Origin of the sequence: Oceanobacillus aidingensis (assembly GCF_042654105.1) — a bacterium.
Taxonomy (GTDB): domain Bacteria; phylum Bacillota; class Bacilli; order Bacillales; family Amphibacillaceae; genus Oceanobacillus; species Oceanobacillus oncorhynchi.
In genome coordinates this window covers 122,388-142,195 of the sequence record NZ_JBHSFT010000014.1, presented here as the reverse complement: position 1 = coordinate 142,195, position 19,808 = coordinate 122,388, and the positions used below count along the sequence as shown (strand labels likewise).

Annotated in this window: 17 protein-coding genes and 2 pseudogenes; 9 read left to right on the top strand and 10 right to left on the bottom strand. The window is 40.1% G+C overall.

Going from position 1 to position 19,808, the window contains the following annotated elements:
- Positions 1-40: 40 nt before the first annotated feature.
- Both ACFO3P_RS10175 and ACFO3P_RS10170 read right to left on the bottom strand, forming a co-directional pair.
- Positions 41-928, bottom strand: a complete 888-nt coding sequence (locus ACFO3P_RS10175; RefSeq protein WP_193064994.1) for a TetR/AcrR family transcriptional regulator — start codon at positions 926-928, stop codon at positions 41-43.
- A gap of 859 nt (positions 929-1,787) precedes the next feature.
- On the bottom strand, positions 1,788-2,681 hold the full coding sequence (locus ACFO3P_RS10170; protein WP_042532858.1) for a LysR family transcriptional regulator: 894 nt from the start codon (positions 2,679-2,681) through the stop codon (positions 1,788-1,790).
- Between the two features lie 116 nt (positions 2,682-2,797).
- Between ACFO3P_RS10170 and ACFO3P_RS10165 the strand changes: the two genes are divergently transcribed.
- The gene (locus ACFO3P_RS10165) at positions 2,798-3,826 is read left to right on the top strand and encodes a YeiH family protein (RefSeq protein WP_193064996.1); all 1,029 of its coding nucleotides are present in this window, start codon (positions 2,798-2,800) and stop codon (positions 3,824-3,826) included.
- A 131-nt stretch (positions 3,827-3,957) separates the two neighbouring features.
- Here the strand turns inward: ACFO3P_RS10165 and ACFO3P_RS10160 are convergent, their stop codons facing one another.
- On the bottom strand, positions 3,958-4,083 hold the full coding sequence (locus tag ACFO3P_RS10160) for a hypothetical protein (RefSeq protein ID WP_379542408.1): 126 nt from the start codon (positions 4,081-4,083) through the stop codon (positions 3,958-3,960).
- 124 nt (positions 4,084-4,207) lie between these two features.
- Between ACFO3P_RS10160 and ACFO3P_RS10155 the strand changes: the two are divergent.
- From ACFO3P_RS10155 to ACFO3P_RS10145, 3 genes and pseudogenes are all read left to right on the top strand, one after another.
- Positions 4,208-4,441, top strand: a pseudogene (locus tag ACFO3P_RS10155) (ribosomal protein L7/L12); the annotation flags it as partial.
- A gap of 84 nt (positions 4,442-4,525) precedes the next feature.
- A pseudogene (locus ACFO3P_RS10150) lies at positions 4,526-4,606 on the top strand (ribosomal protein L7/L12); the annotation flags it as partial.
- 91 nt (positions 4,607-4,697) lie between these two features.
- Positions 4,698-5,114 (top strand): NUDIX hydrolase, encoded by a 417-nt coding sequence (locus tag ACFO3P_RS10145; protein WP_379542407.1) that lies wholly within the window; start codon positions 4,698-4,700, stop codon positions 5,112-5,114.
- Between the two features lie 66 nt (positions 5,115-5,180).
- Here ACFO3P_RS10145 and ACFO3P_RS10140 read toward each other — a convergent pair whose 3' ends face one another.
- On the bottom strand, positions 5,181-5,378 hold the full coding sequence (locus ACFO3P_RS10140) for a hypothetical protein (protein WP_042532852.1): 198 nt from the start codon (positions 5,376-5,378) through the stop codon (positions 5,181-5,183).
- A gap of 142 nt (positions 5,379-5,520) precedes the next feature.
- A complete protein-coding gene (locus ACFO3P_RS10135) occupies positions 5,521-6,534 on the bottom strand; it encodes an NADP-dependent oxidoreductase (protein WP_042532850.1) in 1,014 nt (337 codons plus the stop codon).
- A 195-nt stretch (positions 6,535-6,729) separates the two neighbouring features.
- Here ACFO3P_RS10135 and ACFO3P_RS10130 point away from each other — a divergent pair, with 195 nt between their 5' ends.
- The gene (locus ACFO3P_RS10130) at positions 6,730-7,434 is read left to right on the top strand and encodes a phosphatase PAP2 family protein (protein ID WP_212928249.1); all 705 of its coding nucleotides are present in this window, start codon (positions 6,730-6,732) and stop codon (positions 7,432-7,434) included.
- Between the two features lie 217 nt (positions 7,435-7,651).
- Here ACFO3P_RS10130 and ACFO3P_RS10125 read toward each other — a convergent pair whose 3' ends face one another.
- Positions 7,652-8,974, bottom strand: coding sequence for a replication-associated recombination protein A (locus ACFO3P_RS10125; protein ID WP_193064999.1), 1,323 nt, complete (start codon positions 8,972-8,974; stop codon positions 7,652-7,654).
- A gap of 952 nt (positions 8,975-9,926) precedes the next feature.
- On the opposite strand from ACFO3P_RS10125, the gene ACFO3P_RS10120 reads away from it, so the two are divergent.
- Positions 9,927-10,352 (top strand): hypothetical protein, encoded by a 426-nt coding sequence (locus ACFO3P_RS10120; RefSeq protein WP_379542406.1) that lies wholly within the window; start codon positions 9,927-9,929, stop codon positions 10,350-10,352.
- A 219-nt stretch (positions 10,353-10,571) separates the two neighbouring features.
- On the opposite strand, the gene ACFO3P_RS10115 is transcribed toward ACFO3P_RS10120, so the two are convergent.
- Both ACFO3P_RS10115 and ACFO3P_RS10110 read right to left on the bottom strand, forming a co-directional pair.
- Positions 10,572-11,531, bottom strand: a complete 960-nt coding sequence (locus ACFO3P_RS10115; RefSeq protein WP_379542405.1) for a substrate-binding domain-containing protein — start codon at positions 11,529-11,531, stop codon at positions 10,572-10,574.
- Between the two features lie 26 nt (positions 11,532-11,557).
- Positions 11,558-12,289, bottom strand: a complete 732-nt coding sequence (locus tag ACFO3P_RS10110; protein WP_379542404.1) for a metallophosphoesterase family protein — start codon at positions 12,287-12,289, stop codon at positions 11,558-11,560.
- Between the two features lie 485 nt (positions 12,290-12,774).
- Here ACFO3P_RS10110 and cax point away from each other — a divergent pair, with 485 nt between their 5' ends.
- Positions 12,775-13,833 carry a calcium/proton exchanger gene (gene cax / locus ACFO3P_RS10105; protein WP_175297043.1) on the top strand — a complete coding sequence of 353 codons (1,059 nt, stop codon included), beginning with the start codon at positions 12,775-12,777 and terminating at the stop codon, positions 13,831-13,833.
- A 126-nt stretch (positions 13,834-13,959) separates the two neighbouring features.
- On the opposite strand, the gene ACFO3P_RS10100 is transcribed toward cax, so the two are convergent.
- On the bottom strand, positions 13,960-14,793 hold the full coding sequence (locus tag ACFO3P_RS10100; RefSeq protein WP_379542403.1) for an SDR family NAD(P)-dependent oxidoreductase: 834 nt from the start codon (positions 14,791-14,793) through the stop codon (positions 13,960-13,962).
- Between the two features lie 110 nt (positions 14,794-14,903).
- Between ACFO3P_RS10100 and ACFO3P_RS10095 the strand changes: the two genes are divergently transcribed.
- Both ACFO3P_RS10095 and ACFO3P_RS10090 read left to right on the top strand, forming a co-directional pair.
- Positions 14,904-15,866 (top strand): helix-turn-helix transcriptional regulator, encoded by a 963-nt coding sequence (locus ACFO3P_RS10095; RefSeq protein ID WP_379542402.1) that lies wholly within the window; start codon positions 14,904-14,906, stop codon positions 15,864-15,866.
- Positions 15,867-15,973: 107 nt separating this feature from the next.
- Entirely contained in the window at positions 15,974-17,776 is a 1,803-nt protein-coding gene (locus ACFO3P_RS10090) for a cation:proton antiporter (RefSeq protein WP_042532833.1), read from the top strand.
- Positions 17,777-18,373: 597 nt separating this feature from the next.
- On the opposite strand, the gene ACFO3P_RS10085 is transcribed toward ACFO3P_RS10090, so the two are convergent.
- On the bottom strand, positions 18,374-19,801 hold the full coding sequence (locus ACFO3P_RS10085; protein WP_379542401.1) for a 6-phospho-beta-glucosidase: 1,428 nt from the start codon (positions 19,799-19,801) through the stop codon (positions 18,374-18,376).
- Positions 19,802-19,808: the final 7 nt, after the last annotated feature.

The window sequence follows — 19,808 nt, the reverse complement described above, 5'->3', positions numbered from 1 at the left end:
TCCAATCCTTTCTTCTTATCTACTTCGTTTTTAAAAACGGCTACACGGTCTGCAATGTTTTTAAAAATACTTCTATCCGGTGCACAAGCGGCTGACATTCTTCTATCTCAGCTAAAAACAAAAGTAATGATTTAACCAAAAACGTTCTGGGTTTCTTTTCATGGATTTCTGCTTGTAAAGATTGTACGGCTGCAGCATACTCTTCTTTTTCCTCATCATACAGCGCCGATTTCTTTATTTTCTTCTCCAGTTCTTCCAAAAGCTGATTGATTTGCTGTTCTGGAGATTTCGGTTCCAGGTCTGCTTGAAAAGCCTCGTATTCTTTCATTTCCAAAGGTGTCAACACAGGTTCTGCCTCTGTTGTATGCTGCACAATCGTATCAAACCGCTCCACAACAAAACGGGCAACATCTTCAAAATCAAGCTCCTTGTGATCTCGAAAAATCAAGGAAGTATACTCTTTTAATGTCCCCTGAAACATCAGTGCCAGGTCCCAGATGTACGGCTCTACTTGGCTTCCATAAGCCTCCATAAAGCAATCCTTATACCAATTCATCATCGTGATTCGGATTCGTTTCATAAGCAAAGAAATTTTCGGATTGTCATGTGGAGGCAATGCAGTCAGTAACATACTCAAGTAATCTTTATTTTCACGAATCCCGTCAAACTGTACAACCACCTTTTGAATCAGCTTTTCTTTTGGAGGCAGGGAGGCATCCAGATTGAGATTTTCAGCCTGCTCCAGCATTTTCCGGTGATTGTGACGGATTACCTGTATCAATAAATCTTCTTTTGAATCAAAAAAATTATATAATGTCCCTTTGGAAATTCTGCAGTCATTAGCAATTTCCTGAACCGATGTAGCAGCATATCCTTTTTTAGAAAAAAGATGAATTGCGGATTGCATAATTTCTTCTTTTTTATCCATTATTTATCCCCTTTTTAAAATACATCTCTTCCACTTTTTGCTTTCTGATATCCCTGTTTCCTAAAATCAACTAGATTATATTACCGTTAGCTTTCTTCCATACATATGACCACTAAGTCAAATTAGTACTATTAAGTCACTGACATATTATAATTGACCAATTGGTTTTTTGTCAACTACTCAGTTCTATCATAATTAGGCGAGAGGATTCCCAACCTCAAGGCAGGCTAACGTCGCAACGTCCTGGGGTTGCGATTACTCACCCCATCGAAAAGAGTTGTTGCAACGCCTGCACTAGTACATCCTGGGACTGCGATTACTCGTCCCATTGAAAACATTTGTACGTTGGAATATGCAGGGTGAACCCCAATGAGTAGATGGGAGGTGAATTGCTTTTTTGTATTTACGAACATAAGTTTGCATGGTATAATGTTCTTGAAAGACGCTCTTTGAAAACTGAACATAGCAGGTTGTGGCGAGAATCGTTGCTTTGCCACGTAAAATGTTCAAGCCAAACATGGCAGCCAGGACACACAAACGTGTGAACCTCATATAGGCTGAAACGTAATCTCAGGAGGCAGGACCAATAGGCTAGCGGGGTTGGGTGTTTTTAGCACACCGATGTGTCAACTCCACTGGCGGTTAATCGTCATCTTGAAAGTCGACACCCCAGAAACCCACACTTCAAATTTCTTTAGAAATGAAGTCGCGGGAGTATTCATAAGTGAATAATTTATTTAAAAAGAGCCATACTTTTGTCAGTATGACTCCTTAATATGCAGCGTTAATCAACGGGAGGTTTTGTATCTCTCATTGAATATTTAGTTGAATGAATCGATTTAAATATATCCGCAAGAAACTAAAATATCCGCAGCAGTTTACTGCTTCGCAACCGCTCTATAAAAATCTCCAAGGTTTTTGTTTGGAATGGCGATTTCGTAATAATGGAAAACGCACGTGTAAAAGGAAAACCTTCCATAGGCACTATCTTCAAATCACCATATTTTATTTCTTTTTGAATCGCCCATTTCGAAAGCAGTGTAATACCTAATCCAGACGCAACGGATTCTTTGATTGATTGGGTACTGCTAAATTGCATCAATCGGACAGGCTGAATATCCGCCTTTTGAAAAAAATTTTCCGTCGCCGCTCTCGTACCTGAACCATGTTCGCGCACAACCCATGTTTCATTTGCTAAGTCACTTAGCTCTATTTTCGCTTTTTGATGGAACAGCTTATTTTCTGTCGAAGCAACGATAACCATTTCATCTTCTGCTAATTCCTCAATCATCATGTCCTTCCTGTTAAATTCTCCTTCTATTATTCCTACATCCAGCTGATGCATTGCAACCAAATCCGCTATTTCAGCTGTATTCCCAATCGTCACAGCTGGTTCGATATCCGGATGTATTTCCAGCAGGTCAGCAATAATCCTTGGTAAAACATATTCCCCAAAAGTGTAGCTTGCTCCAATGGCCAAGGGTCCATTCGCTCTATTCATCAAATCATCCACTAAATGCTGCATGGTTGTATATAAGCCCAGTATTTCCTTCCCGTAATGATAAACAATTTCTCCAGCTTTATTTAAACGAACATATTTGTTGCTGCGTTCCAATAACCGTATGCCTGCACTCTCCTCCAATGTACGAATATATTGACTGACCGCCGGCTGGGTCATGTAATGCTCCTCCGCCGCTTTGGAAAAACTCTGCTTTTCTGCAACGGTTATAAATATTTGCAAATGCTTATCCATCCCTTCACCCTCTTTCCTCTCATTTCTATTATAACAATTTACTTATCCTATTTATTATAATAAATTATTTTCCTTATTCATTTATGTTGGCTATGCTATAAGAAGGAGGTGCTTTTATGACTTCACAAGCATCACATCGAATAAAACGACAGCGCTTAAATTCTGCAAAAAACTGGATTGGCGGTATTGTATTTACCTTTTTTATTGCCTTGCTCGGGTTCTTCTTAGCAAAAGTTCCTGGCTTTAACCATGCTGGGCAGCTCGCTTGTGCTATCATTATCGCCATCATTTACAGACAATTTTTTGGTTATCCGGAAGCGCTGCGTTCTGGAATTACGTTTTCATCTAAAAATCTGCTCCGCTTCGCTATCATTTTATATGGATTAAAACTAAACATCGATACCATATTGCATGATGGGCTCGGACTCCTTGTACGTGATGCGTTTATTATTCTGTTTGCAATCAGTGTGATGATCTGGCTTGGCAAGGTATGCAAAGCAGATAAAAATATTTCGCTTCTGCTCGGAATCGGGACAGGAGTTTGCGGTGCTGCCGCCATTGCAGCTGCAGCACCAATTATGAAGACAAAGGATGAAGATATTGCTATCAGCGTCGGGATTATTGCAATGATGGGCACTGTCTTCGCACTTGGATATTCATTATTGCGTCCTGTCTTACCATTAACCGCTTTGGATTATGGAATTTGGTCGGGAATCAGCCTGCATGAGCTTGCCCATGTTGCTATTGCAGCAGAGCCGGCCGGAGAAGATGCATTAGCCATTGCATTACTTGCTAAATTAGGACGTGTATTTTTACTTATTCCTCTTTGTTTTATTCTTATTTATATAATGAAAATCAAAACAAGCGGTTCTCAAACACAAAATAAGGTTGATTTTCCATGGTTTCTGCTTGGTTTTATCCTGATGAGCCTTATTGGCAGCTATGTGCTTGGACACACCATCCCTATATCTGAAAATATGATGGAAGGAATCTCCGCAGCAACCACATGGATATTGACAGCAGCTATGGTCGGGCTTGGATTGAATGTCAGCCTGAAAGACTTGCGGTCAAAGGCTTTAAAACCGTTGCTGGCAGTGACTGTTACATCTGTTTTTCTTTCTATTATTGCTTATTTTATTATTTGAATACGTGTAATAAAAACGACTCTATCATAGATTATATGAGCCGTTTTTATTGCAATCAGGAGATCACCTTTTTCCCAACATATTCCAGCTCATTTTCTTCACACCAATTAATGGCAATTTGCCTGTATTCATTATCCCCATAGAATAAAGCTTTCCATGATATCGTAATCACTCACTTCAAACTGATTAGGGAATCTAACGTATTTTCCCGGATTTATTTCTAATTCGTCTTTAAATGTTCTTTGCTCTTCTCCCATATAATTATTGCCTATTTTATAATGATTTCTATAGAACGTTAACTAAATGCTTACTATGAATTATGGATTATAATGATTCATGTTATGATAAATGAATAAACAAAGCCATAGGAGGTAAAGACACATGTCCACGGAATTTATTCTAATTGTTGTTATTGGTCTTGCACTTATTTACCTGTCAACGTTGCGAAACAGAAATAAACCCGCTGACAGACAAGGAAGAGAGCTGAAGTCTCCAGAAGAGATACTCCCAGAAGTTCAGCAGAGGTTGGAATCAGGAGAAAATAAAATTAAATTGATTAAGCATGTACGTACCGAAACCGGGCTTGGACTGGAGGATGCGAAAAATTTAGTTGAGGGGAACTATAAAATGAAGAGCCCCATTGCAGATTCCGACCTTAAGGAAAAAGTCCAAGAAATGCTTCAATCTGGCACCGGGGAAATCAAAACAATAAAATACGTTCGCGAACAGACTGGATTGGGCTTAAAAGAAGCAAAGGATTTTGTAGACAATGTCAAAAAGAATGAAGAGATGTAAATCCGCAGAGAGACTCTGTTTTCTGCTGTCAAAATAGAAACGCAGCCAGTTATACGGAGGTAAGGGAGCTGTGATTGTGATTCCAATCCAAAAAGTATACGGTTATATAACAAGACGGAAAGAAGACAAAATACAAGTCCTTGTTTTCCGGCATTCTAATCCAGCAGCCGACGTACAAATTCCTAAAGGAACCGTGAAAGACGGAGAAGAAACAGAAGAAGCGGTCATTCGGGAAATCAAAGAAGAGACAGGATTAAAAAATTTCAAAGTCGAAACATTGATTGCAGAAGATTTTTGGAAAAATGATGATGGGGCTGTTCATCAGAGATTTTTTTATGAGATATATGTAACAGAGTCTCTTGATGAATGGGAGTATCAGCCAACAGGTGGCGGGGAAGAAAAAGGACTGACCTTCCGCTACTTTTGGATTTCTTCTCCAAACGAAACAGAGCTCGTCCGAGGGCATGGGGATTACTTAGATTATATCTTTTAGCAGAAGACTTTTTTAAAGATACATGTTGATATGATTTCTTAGGGACTGTGATTTATAATAATGACCTTATAGACTATCTGACTTGTTCCTGCTGTTTTTCTTTGCATAATACGTCCATGTATAATACACAATCCAAAATAAAGCGATGACTACAAACGCATAGAGCATTCCTTTATTTTCTGGTATAAAGATGATTAAAGAAATAGAAATGAGTAAAGACGGCGGCATAAGTATCCAATAACGTTTATTTTTAAAAGTATTCATAGCAGTCCACCTCCATTAAATCAGAAATCCATCCCGGAAAATATGATAGCCTTTCCATCATTACCTCTTTCTTAACAAATCTAGTTTTTTAAAAGAAGCCGCTTATTCAGAACATATGAATCAAGCGGCTTTCTCTGTAAACTTATTCTGCATCAGCAACTTTTACCAGCTGCTTCCCTATATTATCTCCAGAAAATAGTCCTAAAAACGCATCTGGAATCGAATGGAATCCTTCTTGAATGGTCTCTTCAAACTTCAATTCACCATTAGAAACTGCTTCTTCCAGTGCCTGATAGGCTTCATCATAGTGGTCGGCAAAGTCTCCTACCAGCAAGCCCTGCATTTTCACACGTGATTTAATAAGGAATTGCTGCACGCGCAGGCCAATATCTTTTTCTCCTTCTTCTAAATTATAGGCAGAAATCGCGCCGCATACAGGTACACGGGCGAACACATTTAATAACGGCCAGACAGCATCTGAAATTTCACCGCCGACATTTTCATAATAGACGTCAATTCCATCTGGACATGTTTCTTTCAGCTGCTCACTGACATTTCCTTTTTTGTATTCAACAGCTGCATCAAGCCCGAGTGTTTCTGTAATATAAGCAGCTTTTTTCTCTGATCCGACAATGCCTACCACTCGTGCTCCTTCTTTCTTAGCCAGCTGTCCCGCGATTTGTCCGACAGCTCCTGCTGCCCCCGATACAACAACGGTCTCTCCCTTTTTTGGCTCGCCAATATGCATCATGCCGAAATAGGCGGTGAGTGCAGGCATTCCCAACACGCTTAGAGCGCTTGATGGACTCATTCCTTTTGTAGTTACCTTTCTCACCTTATCATTTTTGACCACATTGTATTCCTGAAAATCGAGCGTACCAGTTACCAGGTCGCCCTTTTCAAAATTACTGCTGTTGGATTCGACCACCTGGCTTACTGCTGCGCCCTTTAATGGTTCCCCTACTTCAAAAGGAGCTGCGTAGGATGGACCATCAGACATTCTCCCGCGCATATAGGGGTCTACCGATACATACAACGTTTTAAGCAACAGCTCTTCTTCTGAAGGTTTACCGATTTCTGCCTTTTTAAATTGAAATGTATTTTCATCCGGCAGCCCATTTGGACGCTCTTGTAGTATTAATTGTTCTTGTGTCATCCTTATTTCCTCCTTCATCTTTACTGTTAACAAAATAAAAATTAACCTTTATGTATCTTTTCCTTTCTCTCTAAAAGATTAAACATAACTTTTTGTTTATTTCCATGCAAAAAAGCTTGTTATTATGTACAATGAAAATTTGACAATTAATTTAAATAGGGAATTGTAAATAGAGAGAGAAAGAAGGGTAGCGTTTTGAAGTCTCAAAGATTAACTCCTGCTTCTTTTTTATTGGCAGGGATTATATTTCTATTATTATTCGGCGTCATCGCCTGGGGTGTATATTTTGAAAGCAATTGGATCCGTTCCTTTGATTTATCATGGATTGAGCGGATTCAGGGAACAATTTCTGAAGGAAAAACAGCTTTTATTATGTTTATAACAGAGCTGGGAAGCATGAAAGCTGTTATCGCCATGACAATTATTATTTGTATTGTCCTCTTTTTCAAGCGTAAATTTGCAGAAGGATTATGGTTCGGCGGTACGATTCTTTTCTGCGCAGCAATCGGCGGAAAAGTATTAAAGAAAATCGTTGAACGTGATCGCCCTAACTTCTTACAACTTATTGAAAAAACAAACGAAAGCTTCCCGAGCGGACATGCCACAGCTACAACGATTTTTTATGGTTTTATCGGGATGGTACTTATTCTTTCAGTTTATCAAATATGGAAAAAAGTAATTATCAGCTTTATCACACTTGTTTGGATTGGTTTTATATTATTTACGAGAATTTATTTAGGAGTACATTTCCCTACAGATGTGCTTGCCGGATTTTTATATGGTTTAGCTGCTGTATTTATTTCCATAGGCGTCTATTTACTTATTCGGGAGCCGCTTCGTCAGCTTCTCCAAAAACTTCATTTAGCTGATCAAAGTCAGGCTTTTAAAAGAGCGAGATAGTACGAAGAAAGGCATCCGTATGAGATACGGATGCCTTTCTTTTCGAAATTTGCGGCGAAAGAACATGCAGTTCACATCTGCATATCGTACGTTGTCTCTCGGCTTACGCAAATCAGCTCATCGCAAAATAAAGTATAGCATGGTTTTAGTTAAAATACCACGCTTATTTTTTTTCCTTCCGGCTAGAAAAGCTTTCATCCCTTCATCAGCTGAGCTGTTAATTATTCCTTTTCTGCCATTCCTTCACATAATTCAATCTTTCTTTAAATTTTTTCTCATTTCCTTGCTCTGTCGGGTAATAGTACTGCTGTCCCTCCAACGAAGGCGGCATCGTTCGCATCGCAGTTAATTTATCTTTTTCATCATGCGCATACTGATAACCCTTTCCATAATCCAGTTCTTTCATTAATTTTGTCGGTGCATTTCTGATTTGCAGAGGTACGGGTTCATTAATCGATTCCTTTACATCCTTTTTCGCTTTTTGCCGCGCTAGGTACACGGCATTTGATTTGGGCGCCAGTGACAAATAGATAACCGCCTCTGTAAGATGGACATCACATTCCGGCATTCCGATATAACGGCAGGCTTGAAATACATCCGTGGTAATTGTCAGTGCACGTGTATCAGCTAAGCCGATATCTTCACTCGCAAAGCGAATCAGCCTTCTGGCAATATAGATTGGATCCTCTCCTGATTCAAGCATTCTGGACATCCAATAAATCGCGGCATCCACATCACTGTTCCGCATCGATTTATGAAGGGCAGAAATGATATTATAATGCTCTTCGCCACTTTTATCATACAGAAAGGAAGTCCGGTTAATCAGCTGTTCCAGATTCGACTCATTGATATAGAAGTCTCCAGCATTTGTGCCGCTATTTAACACCGCCATCTCTAACGTATTTAAGGCACTCCTTGCATCTCCATTTGCAAACTTTGCAATCGCCTCTAAGCTTTGTTCGGTTATATGAATATCCTTATCTCCAAATCCATACGGATGGATTATTGCATTCCTTAAAAGATTTACAACATCAGCTATTTCCAATTGGTTTAAAACAAACACCTTACTTCTCGACAGCAATGCCGCATTTACTTCAAAGGAAGGGTTCTCCGTTGTTGCCCCGATTAAAATAATACTGCCATTTTCGACATAAGGCAGAAAAGCATCCTGCTGCGCCTTGTTGAACCGGTGTATTTCATCAATAAAAATAATGGTTTTTTCACCGAAATCGCGTCTTGTTTCCGCTTCCTTCATTATATTTTTGATATCCTTGATGCTGCTGTTTACTGCAGACAGGTTAATAAATTTTGATTCTGTCTTATGAGCAATAATTTCAGCCAGCGTTGTTTTGCCAACGCCAGGCGGTCCCCAAAAAATAATCGAAGTCACCTGGTCATTTTCGATAAATTCACGCAACACCTTCCCCCGCGCCAATAAGTGCTGCTGACCGACAAATTCATCCAGTGTTCTGGGACGGACACGGCTGGCAAGCGGGGAATTTCTTTTATTATCCTCACCAAAAAGCGATTCCTGTTTCATTGGACTCACCTCTCATTTCAGCAAATTGATTGTTACGGAGTAATTATATTTATTTCAAACGTCTAAACTCAACTTTCGCACATTAAAAAGTAACTTTATCTCTATAGAAACAGGAGTTGATTGTTCCTTGGATAACTTCCTTGACAAAGAATAGAAGGTGAAGTGTAAAACACCGCTGCGGAAAAACACTACGCTAGTAGGATATTCTATACATGGATAACACCTCACCAAATAGATGTTTAATCAGATAGAACATATTTTTCATGCTACATGGTAAAATGTTCCGCCAAGATTACTTTCTGTGCATCGAAGCGATTCCCTGTATTTGATATCCATACTGCCATGATTGGGTTGTTCAGGCGAAAGCTGCTATTTCGTCCAACTTATCAAAATGTTAGTTCCTTCATTCGCTGTAGAATCCTATCAAAGCGCAGGCCAACCACGCAGACTCCTATGGGAACAGGGCGAGCTGAAGATCCACTTGAAAAGCGGGTTTCTTTTCAAGTTAGCTGAAGCCGTCCCCATGGAAAGCGGAGTGGTTGGCCGGAGCGGAGCTACGCACAATCATCAATTCCAAAAAGGCAGGATATTTCACCAAAATGCAAGCATGGTAATCGAGAACATGTTCATCCTAGAATAACAAGATATATATGCTTATTCTTAGGTGCGAAAGTTGAGGTCTAAACTTTAAAGCTTTCGTCTTCGTTATTTGAAGTGATCAAAACCACCAAAAGAACGTTTGTTCCATTATAACAAACGTTCTTCGATTTGCAAAGCTTTTAAAACAAGGAAAAAGTATTCGTTACAGCCGCAAACAGCCCGATTAACCTAACTGCCAGCGGTTTTAACAAAAAGCGTAAGCGCCTCCTGCAGTTCTCACTTTATCTCCGATTAGAAGTTAATTGCCTTTATGCTATAATAAAACAAAGTATTTGCTGAAGGAGGATGACATATGCTTTTTATACAAATCTTTTTGATTATTGTGATCGTTGCCGGAATAATCTATTTATTATTTTTACGTAAAAGAAATAAATTCAATCCATCCCAATCACAAAGAGATCCTTTCGAGGTTATTCTAGAGGCTACAGAGATGATTGAAGATAATAAAAATAACGCATCGCCTTTAAAATATCTGCGAATCATGAAATATGTACGGCAAGAAACCGGTATGGGCTTCTTCGAATTAAAAAGATATGTAAATAATTCGGCCTCCCCCTATCTGAAATTAGAAGATCCCGAGGTTGTAAGCCATTTAAAAGATATGCTTGAAAATCATGAGGATGAGCATCAGGCTGTAAAGTATGTGCAGGATCGCAGTGGATTAAATTTCGAAAAAGCAAAAGATTTTGTTGATAAATTTAAAAAGGCGGATATATAAAATAAAAAAACACTTGACCTGAAAACGATATCAGAAAGTAAACTCAAGTTAGAGAACAATCCGGCGGCATGCGGCATAGATTTTGGATATTGATATGAGTGTAACTGAAAAGGCATGATCATATCATATACCATGATTTTTGCCGGGCCCGGATTGTTTTTTATGTTCATGAAAAGCAGCAAATATCCTCAAGACCTTGCTGCTTTTCATACGTTTTCATCAAACTGTTGACCTTTCCATTAACTCCGTTGAAACTTCTTTATGGGAAATCTCTTCAGCTATGGCCTGTTCAAACAAAATCTGCCCGATAGAATATAGCGGGATATTAACGGAAGTAATTTGCATAGCACGTGCTATCGGCTGATCATCAAAGCCAATAACTGCTAAATTATGCGGAACCTTGAGTGCATATTTTGAACTGGAAGTAATTATACCCGCTGCTACTTGATCACTTGTAGCTAGAATAGCTGTAGGACGTTCCTGAAATGCAGCTATTTCTCGTAAAATACGTTCCCCATCTTCTATATTGAGACATTTTTTAAAGATATATTCTTTGTGAAAAGGGAGTCCTTTTAACTTTAAAAAATCACGGTAGGCACGTTCACGCTGGCTGCTGTTTGCTCCGTCCAGCCGATTTATAGAAAAACCAATTTTTCGGTGTCCATGCTCATACAGATACTCCAGGGCCCTCATAAAACATGCATAATGATCGATAAACGTATAGCTCAACGGCGTATCTTCCCCATTTTCAAAAAGAACAATGCTGCCATATTGCTGATAATGTTCTACTGTTTCTAAAGATATTTTTCTGGAACAAATGATTAAACTGTCAATTTGCTTTAGCTTTAACATTTCTAAAGCTTCTTTTTCCTGATGCTCGTCATATCCAGTCTGGTACAGCACCAATTTATATTGATGAACAGAAGCTGCCTGTGATATCCCTTGAACCAGCTGTGAAAAATACGGCACATCTAAAAATGGCAAAACAATGCCTACAAGATGCGTCTTTCCTTTCTTTAAATTAACCGCATTAATATTCGGAATATAGCCTGTTTCTATAATTGCTTTTTTCACAGCCTCTGCTTTTTCCTTTTTGACATAAGGATGATTATTCAGCACGCGCGAAACCGTACTGACAGATACACCTGCAGCTTTCGAAACATCATGAATATTTGCCATCTCCCTGCCCCCTGCCTACTACAGATTTACGCTTCGATATGGTTGATATACGTCGTTTCGTATGAATCTCCCGTTATTATTAAACAATTTAATCTTCCACCATAAGCACATGCACCGTCGATATCAATTTTTTTATTCCCAAAAAATATGCTATTATCATTTTTTCCGCGAAGATACTGTGTCGGTGTATGACCATGCACGACGGTAAAATCGTGGGGATGATCAAAGCCTAAAAATTCTTGACGAATCCAGATTTTATCAAAATCGGGCGTCTCCTTCCAATCATCCAATGCAGGGTCAATACCTGCATGAATAAAGAGATGGTTTTCCGTTTCATAATAATACGGCAGGTTAGATAAAAATTCTAAATGCTCGCTATCATCTTCTTTGATTTTTTCCTTGGCAGCCTGCAAATGCTCCCCTGCAGCATTACCTGGAAAAAAGTCTTCTCCCACATACGATTCTATCGTATCCATCCCGCCATTAATTAAATAACGCCGTTCCTTATCTGGATTGTTGCTGAATATACACTCCAAAAACATCTGATCATGATTTCCCCGCAAAACAATGGCTCCTTCTTCTGCCAGTTTCATAATATAAGCAACCGTCCGCTTTGGCTCAGGACCTCTGTCGATATAGTCTCCCAGAAGGATAAGCTGGTCTTCTTTTGGGTTATAATGATTTAATTGCAATAGCTGCTCAAGCTCATGATAACAGCCATGAATGTCGCTGATGGCAAGGATTCTTTTGTTTGACATAATAAATCACTCCTCTTTTCGTTTGACATTTTTTCCATGGTGTTTGAATAGCTGTTATTACAAATCTGCCTCCTGGTAAACATTATATTATGCAGAAGGCTCGTTTACATGGCCTTATAATAAATGATCCAATTCACCTTTTTTAAATATGGCTTGAGCGTTATATTCATCCGTGAAATTCTATTCCTCCCAGCTCATACCTATTCTTTCTGACTATTTTATACTTTTTTTGAGGCAGCTTCTAGAATAAATTCTCCATTCTCTACAAATACAAAATATCTCATTCTATTATACCCTTATTTAACTCCAGATAAATCTGTAATAACAAAGTGAATAGCACCTTTTTTACTGCGCAAGTGTAAATAATGTGATCTCTCTTTATTTTAATACCGTTTACGTTAAGCGGAATTATCTTCCTCCAAATAATATCGAATCAATCGGGGTAATCTATAGCTATCCAGATATAGAAAAACGGAGGGACTTTGATGAATAAGTTATTTATGATACTCGTGTTGATTGGACTGCCGCTTTCCATCATCGGCTCCATCTTTCATTGGTCTGCTATCATCATGTTTATCATCTATTGCTTGACGATTATTGCTTTAGCGGGCTTTATCGGCAGAGCTACGGAAAGTTTAGCAATCGTTTTAGGGCCGAGAGCTGGAGGATTGCTAAATGCAACCTTCGGAAATGCGGTTGAACTTATTATTTCTATCTTTGCATTAAAAGCCGGACTCATCGGAATCGTACTGGCTTCATTAACGGGCTCTGTATTAGGGAACTTACTGCTTGTCGGCGGCTTATCCTTTTTTGTCGGGGGACTAAAATATAAAAGACAATCCTTTAGCGTACACGATGCGCGCCATAATGCCGGTATGCTGATTTTTGCTGTGATTGTTGCCTTTGTAATTCCAGAAGTATTCACCCAGTCGCTGAACGAACGTGATACGATGATTGTCAGTGTTGGAATAGCTGTTATTTTAATTGTGTTATATTTGGCAGCATTACTATTTAAATTCGTTACCCACCGTGGCGTGTATCATTCAGATAACGAACAAAATGAATCGAAACAGGAGGAGGAACCTGAATGGGGGAAAGGCAAAGCAATTGTTATCCTGGCACTTGCAACAGCTGCTGTTGCTTATGTTTCGGAGCATTTGGTATCGACATTTGATACTGTCGGCGCTGCCTTTGGATGGTCTGAATTATTTATCGGAATCATTATTGTAGCAATTGTCGGAAATGCAGCAGAGCACGCATCAGCGATTGTCATGGCTTATAAAAATAAAATGGACGTCGCTGTTGAAATTGCCGTTGGTTCCACCCTGCAGATTACGATGTTTGTTCTGCCGATTCTTGTTTTGTTATCCCTCTTCTTTTCCACATCCATGCCGCTTGTCTTTACATGGCCGGAGCTGATTAGCATGGTGACAGCTGTATTTTTAATGATTACCATTTCGAATGATGGGGATTCCAATTGGTTTGAAGGGCTTACTTTATTAGCTGCATATGTGATTATGGGCATCGGATTTTACTTCATCTAAGATTTATAATAGAATATACGCATTTTATAGCCAGTGGCCTTATTATATAAGAACACTGGCTATTTTATATAGAGAATACCTGTTTTCCAAGCAATCCATTCTTTTAACAATAATGTAAATCGGAATCTATATGGTAAATGGCGGGATATAACGCCCGTCTATATCTGTAAATCCATACTCCTTCGCTAACTCTCCAGCTCGGAACACCTGCCCGCTTTTCTCCATCACATTTGGATCAGCTGCTAATGCCCCTATTCCCCGTCCGACATAATAGGGTGTTTCTGTTTGCTGTAAATCATCCGCTTCCCTCCAGTTTTCTTCATCGGCGCCGTGATATTTCAATACAAGCTCAGTCCGCATAAATCCTGGCGAAACAGCAAGAACAGCAATATTATCCGCTTTTAATTCGATAGATAGCCCATATGCCATTCGCACCAACGCATTTTTTGCTAAATCATAATAAAATTGGCCAGTGTACTTGCCATAATCCCAGAATGTTGTATGAATTATCAAAGCCTGTTTATTTTCTCGAAGCAGGGGAACAGCAAAGTGATTGACAGCCAGCTGTGCTCTTACACCTGCTGTAAACATTGTATCCCAATTTTGCAAGGTCAGCTCCCAAAAAGGTTTTCCTTCCACACCTAAGTCATGTGCGCCCCACACATTATTTATCAAAATATCCAGCTTTCCCTGCTCTTTGCGAATTTGAGAAATAACAGCCTCTGTTTCTGCGTCCTTGGTATGGTCGCACTGTATTGCAATGGCTTTTCCACCGGCAGCTTCTATTTCTGAAACCGTGTCGTCCACAGTTCCCGGCCAATGATTCGTAGATGCTCCCCGAACACTGCGGCCTGTGACATATACAATTGCACCGGCTTTCCCCAGCTCTGCCGCAATGCCGCGTCCAGCTCCTCTGCTCCCGCCTGTGACAAGAGCTACTTTTCCATTCAATGGTTTCATTCTTTTCCATCCTTTCTTCCTCAGATATTTTCATTATACAAACTAATTCTTGACATCTATTGTCATATTTCATTTAATTAATATAATTCATTAGAAAAAAGGTGATGTTCATGCGAGGGGACCGTCTCATATCCATTCTTTTATTGCTGCAGTCTCAAGGTCGAATGACTGCTAAAGAATTATCTGAAAAACTGGAAGTCTCCGAACGGACGATTTACAGAGATATGGAGGTTTTAAGCGGATCTGGTATTCCCGTTTTTGCTGATCGCGGCAAAAATGGCGGCTGGTCTTTAGTTGATGGCTATCAGACTGATTTGACCGGCTTAAAGGAATCGGAAATACGCGCTTTATTCGTGCCTGCAGCTCCTCAATTACTGGATGATTTAGGATTAACCCGCACTTCTGAAGACGCCAGAAACAAAGTTATCGCATCCCTGCCTGCAGCTTACCGTGAAAGTGCAAAGGATGTATGGAGCCGCATTCATATTGATACCAGCTCCTGGAGGGGCACAAAAGAAAAAATCGCATCCTTTGAGGTTCTGAAAAATGCAATATGGAAAAATAATAAATTGAATATCCTCTATCAGCGTGGAGACGGACAAACAAATCATTATATCGTACAGCCGCTGGGACTAGTTGCGAAAGGAAGCAGCTGGTACGTGATTGCCGTAAAGGAAAATGGAGATATCCGGAATTATCGCGCTTCACGAATCCAGTCTGCTGTGTCAAGCAAAGAAACCTTTGAAAGACCGGTTGATTTTGATATTGCAGCATACTGGAAAAACTCGAAACAAGCATTTATCAAGGCCTTGCCGACTTATGAGGTATGGGTAAAGACTTCCAGAGAAGTGCTGCCGAGGCTTTCCTTTTCTACTTATTTTGTACGGATAATAGAGACTGCATCTACTGACGAAAAAGGATGGACACGCGTTAAATTAGCTTTTGATACAAAAGAAGAAGCAAAAAGATTTCTTCTTGGATTTACAGACCAAATGACCGTTACCGAACCAGAAGAACTCCATGCAGAAATTCTTCGGATGGCAGAAGCCGCTGTTGCACATTATAAGAAATAAACGATATTCAGTAATATGATCTATTCACCTTCTGACAAAATATAAGACAAACTCTCCCAGAATTGATAAACTACTTTACATGAATCTAAAAGAACGGAGAAAATGCTATGGAAAATATTGCTCTAGTCAGTATCGTTGTTATTATTGTCGTTGGTATCTTCTCGCAATGGCTGGCTTGGCGAATTCAATGGCCTTCCATTGTCATCATGTCCATTGCCGGACTATTATTGGGACCTGTGCTTGGTTTGTTCAACCCGCAAGAAGCATTGGGCAGCCTGTACAGTCCATTGATTTCGCTTGCGGTCGCCATTATTTTATTTGAAGGCAGCTCCAGCCTCGATGTCCGGGAAATCAGAGGCGTATCTAAATCCGTATTCCGGATTGTTACGTTCGGTGCTTTCATTGCCTGGATCGGCGGAGCACTCGCTGCTCATTTTATCGCAGGCTTGAGCTTGGAGATATCTTTCATTATTGGCGGTTTATTTATTGTAACCGGACCGACTGTTATTCTGCCTTTGCTGCGGAATGCAAAATTAAAACCGCGTACGGCAGCTGTCCTTAAATGGGAAGGAATTATTGTTGATCCATTCGGTCCGCTGCTCGCATTATTTGCTTACGAAATTATTAAGGTACTTACAACAGAAAGTCTGCATGCGAATTATTTAATTCATTTCTTTCTCAGTGCCATTATTGCCGTTATTCTCGGCTATGTGATCGGCATGGTAGTCAGTTTAATGATCAGCAAGGGCGTATTTCCCGAGTACCTAAAAACACCGATTATTATATCCTTTCTCCTGCTTTGTTTTACCGTAGCCGAGGTTATTATGCATGAAACTGGCATGCTGGCTGTTACCGTTATGGGATTAACAATTGGCCGTACCAAACATTATATATCCTCTATCGGCCATGAAGTCAGTCACTTTGTTGAAAATATTTCTGTCCTGCTGACATCCACTATTTTCATTTTACTGACGGCTTCTTTAACGCGGGAAACAATCGCGGAGATGTTCACCTGGCCGATTATCGGCTTTGTTCTTGTCATGTTATTTATTGTACGCCCTTTATCGATTTGGCTCTCTACTATTGGCACAGAGCTTTCCAATTCTGAAAAGATGCTGATCGGCTGGATTGCACCGCGGGGAATTGTTGCCCTGTCTGTTTCCGGTTATTTTGCAACCATTCTGCTGAATGACGGGCATGAAGGGGCTGCTATGCTGACAGCTTTAACCTTTGCACTTGTATTTATTACCGTATGCGCGCATGGATTTTCATTGCGGCCAATTGCTAAGGCGCTCCATCTTGCCAATGATACCGCACCAGGCGTCCTATTAGTAGGAGCAAACAGCTTTTCCATTGCATTGGCTTCCTATTTACAAAAGATGGATTTACCTGTATTAATCAGTGATTCTTCCGCTACACAGCTGCAGCCGGCTGTAAATAAGAAAATCCCTGTTTATCACGGTCAAATCCTGGCAGAGCACAGCGAATATGAAGTAGACCTGACGCCATATGAGACCATTCTTTCTTTGACCGGAGATGACGCAATCAACATATTGGTCAGCCAGTCCTATGCACCTAAATTTGGTCACCATCATACATTTACCCTTACCAGCAACAACTATAAACAAGAGGGGTCGAACAAAATTCCGTTTGCAGGAAAAGGACATCTCCTGTTTCATGAAGATGCTGTATTTACCGAATTAAATAAGAAAATCAATACAGGCTACACGATACAAGAGTTCCCATTAAATCAAAAAGGAAAGCTTGAGAAGGAGCAATTGCCGGAAAATACGGTTCCACTGTTTATCAAAAAGAAGAACCATACCATTCAGCTGATTACGTTAAGAAGTAAAATAATGTTAGATGAAGAAGACCAGCTCGTTGTTTTGCAGAAAAATAAACTGACTTAAACATAAGAAAAACCAAGGAGAATACTTGGTCCTTAAAACACAGCTGTTCTTGCTAAAGAGATGTCCGCTGCGGGAAGTCGCTTTCCGCGGGCAACGGCTCAGTCTCCTCGGAAGAAAACCGCTTCCTGCGGGGCCTTCACCTGTTGCTTTTCCCGCAGGAGTCGACAACATCCGCTCCCATCTAAGAAGAAATATGTTTATTTGTTTTCTTCTTACAAAGAAATGACGCTAATTCTAGCGACGGTTTTGATGGGGCGAGTAATCGCAGTCCCAGAAGAAATACACGGAGACTCCTGTGGGAATGCGCAGAGCGAAGACCCCGCAGAAAAAAGCGAACTTCTTTTTTCGAGGAGGCTGAGCTCAAGCCCACGGAAAGCGGAGTGTATTTCTGGGGTTGCGATTACTCACCCCATGAAACCCGTTGGAGCGGCTATCTTCAGCTTTTTTATATACTTTCCTATTCTTGAACAAAGCCTCGCTGAAATGATGACATTCCATCTATCAGCGAGGCTTTTGAAATACATTTTTCGTTTATATCGATTTATTTTTGATTGGAAATATTCATCTTAACAACTCTCGGTTACCCTCTAAATCAAATTATAGCTTCTCCCCATTCGAAGCAATCACCTGCTTATACCAATCAAAGCTTTTCTTTTTCGAACGTTTTAAGGTCCCTTTTCCTTCGTTATCACGGTCTACATAAATATAACCGTAACGTTTTTTCATTTCGCCGGTGGAGGCACTGACAATGTCAATCGGGCCCCAGCTGGTATAGCCGATGATATCCACACCATCTTCTATTGCTTCACCCATTTCAGCGATATGCTCCTTTAAATACTCTATACGATAGTCATCGTCAACGGTACCATCAGCGTTTAATTTGTCAATCGCGCCAAGTCCGTTTTCCACAACAAATAATGGCTTTTCATAGCGGTCATACAGCTGATTAGCCGTAATGCGGAAGCCTTTTGGATCAATTGTCCAACCCCATTCGGATGCTTTCAGATATGGATTGGCAACAGAAGCAAATACATTTCCATCTGTAATATCCTTTAATATTTCCGGATCAGTGCTTGTTGTTCTGCTGGAATAATAGCTGAATCCGATATAGTCCACTGTATGCTTCTTCAATAGTTCTTCGTCATTTTCTTCCATATCGATTTTCAAACCATTGTCCCGGAAAAAGCGTTTTGCATAACCAGGATAGTGCCCGCGGGATTGCACATCAATAAAGAAGAAGGATTCCCGGTCTCTTTCCATTGCTTTGGCAACATCATCCGGATTAGAAGTGTACGGATAGGTCGTACCTGCTGCCAGCATACAGCCGATTTTTGCATCCGGGATAATTTCATGTCCTGATTTTACAGCTAAGGCACTTGCAACGAGCTGATGATGCGCTGCCTGATATTTGATTTGCAACTCATTTTCACCTTCGTCAAACACTAATCCGGCACCGACAAATGGAAGATGCAGAAGCATGTTGATTTCATTGAATGTCATCCAATATTTCACTTTATCCTGGTAACGTGTGAAAATCGTTTTTGCATAGGTTTCAAAGAAATTCACAAGCTTGCGGTTTCTCCAGCTTCCATAGGCTTCAATTAAATGTACCGGCACATCAAAATGGGCGATGGTTACCACCGGTTCTATGTCATATTTCCGCATTTCATCAAATAAATCATCATAAAATTGAAGCCCTGCTTCATTTGGCTCTGCATCATCTCCATTCGGAAAAATACGCGCCCATGAAATCGAAACTCGTAATGCTTTAAATCCCATTTCCGCAAACAAAGCAATATCTTCTTTATAGCGATGGTAAAAATCAATGGCTTCATGCGATGGATAAAATTCGCCTTCAACGGGTTTTAATGAATCAACTTTTCCTGTCATGACCTGCCAGCGCTTTTCTCCCGTCGGCAATAAATCAACCGATGTTAATCCTTTTCCATCCTCTAAATAAGCACCTTCAACCTGGTTCGCAGCTACTGCTCCGCCCCATAAAAATCCTTTTGGAAATTGTGTCATCGTAAAA

Excerpts from the sequence above, each read along its gene's own strand:
- ACFO3P_RS10175 (WP_193064994.1), bottom strand. The coding sequence starts at position 928 with ATGGATAAAAAAGAAGAAATTATGCAATCCGCAATTCATCTTTTTTCT.
- ACFO3P_RS10110 (WP_379542404.1), bottom strand. The coding sequence starts at position 12,289 with ATGTCAAACAAAAGAATCCTTGCCATCAGCGACATTCATGGCTGTTAT.
- ACFO3P_RS10090 (WP_042532833.1), top strand. The coding sequence starts at position 15,974 with ATGGAAAATATTGCTCTAGTCAGTATCGTTGTTATTATTGTCGTTGGT.
- ACFO3P_RS10085 (WP_379542401.1), bottom strand. The coding sequence starts at position 19,801 with ATGACACAATTTCCAAAAGGATTTTTATGGGGCGGAGCAGTAGCTGCG.
- ACFO3P_RS10115 (WP_379542405.1), bottom strand. The coding sequence starts at position 11,531 with ATGGCAAATATTCATGATGTTTCGAAAGCTGCAGGTGTATCTGTCAGT.
- ACFO3P_RS10125 (WP_193064999.1), bottom strand. The coding sequence starts at position 8,974 with ATGAAACAGGAATCGCTTTTTGGTGAGGATAATAAAAGAAATTCCCCG.
- ACFO3P_RS10170 (WP_042532858.1), bottom strand. The coding sequence starts at position 2,681 with ATGGATAAGCATTTGCAAATATTTATAACCGTTGCAGAAAAGCAGAGT.
- ACFO3P_RS10120 (WP_379542406.1), top strand. The coding sequence starts at position 9,927 with ATGCTTTTTATACAAATCTTTTTGATTATTGTGATCGTTGCCGGAATA.
- ACFO3P_RS10165 (WP_193064996.1), top strand. The coding sequence starts at position 2,798 with ATGACTTCACAAGCATCACATCGAATAAAACGACAGCGCTTAAATTCT.
- ACFO3P_RS10140 (WP_042532852.1), bottom strand. The coding sequence starts at position 5,378 with ATGAATACTTTTAAAAATAAACGTTATTGGATACTTATGCCGCCGTCT.
- ACFO3P_RS10135 (WP_042532850.1), bottom strand. The coding sequence starts at position 6,534 with ATGACACAAGAACAATTAATACTACAAGAGCGTCCAAATGGGCTGCCG.
- ACFO3P_RS10095 (WP_379542402.1), top strand. The coding sequence starts at position 14,904 with ATGCGAGGGGACCGTCTCATATCCATTCTTTTATTGCTGCAGTCTCAA.
- ACFO3P_RS10100 (WP_379542403.1), bottom strand. The coding sequence starts at position 14,793 with ATGAAACCATTGAATGGAAAAGTAGCTCTTGTCACAGGCGGGAGCAGA.
- cax (WP_175297043.1), top strand. The coding sequence starts at position 12,775 with ATGAATAAGTTATTTATGATACTCGTGTTGATTGGACTGCCGCTTTCC.
- ACFO3P_RS10160 (WP_379542408.1), bottom strand. The coding sequence starts at position 4,083 with ATGGGAGAAGAGCAAAGAACATTTAAAGACGAATTAGAAATAAATCCG.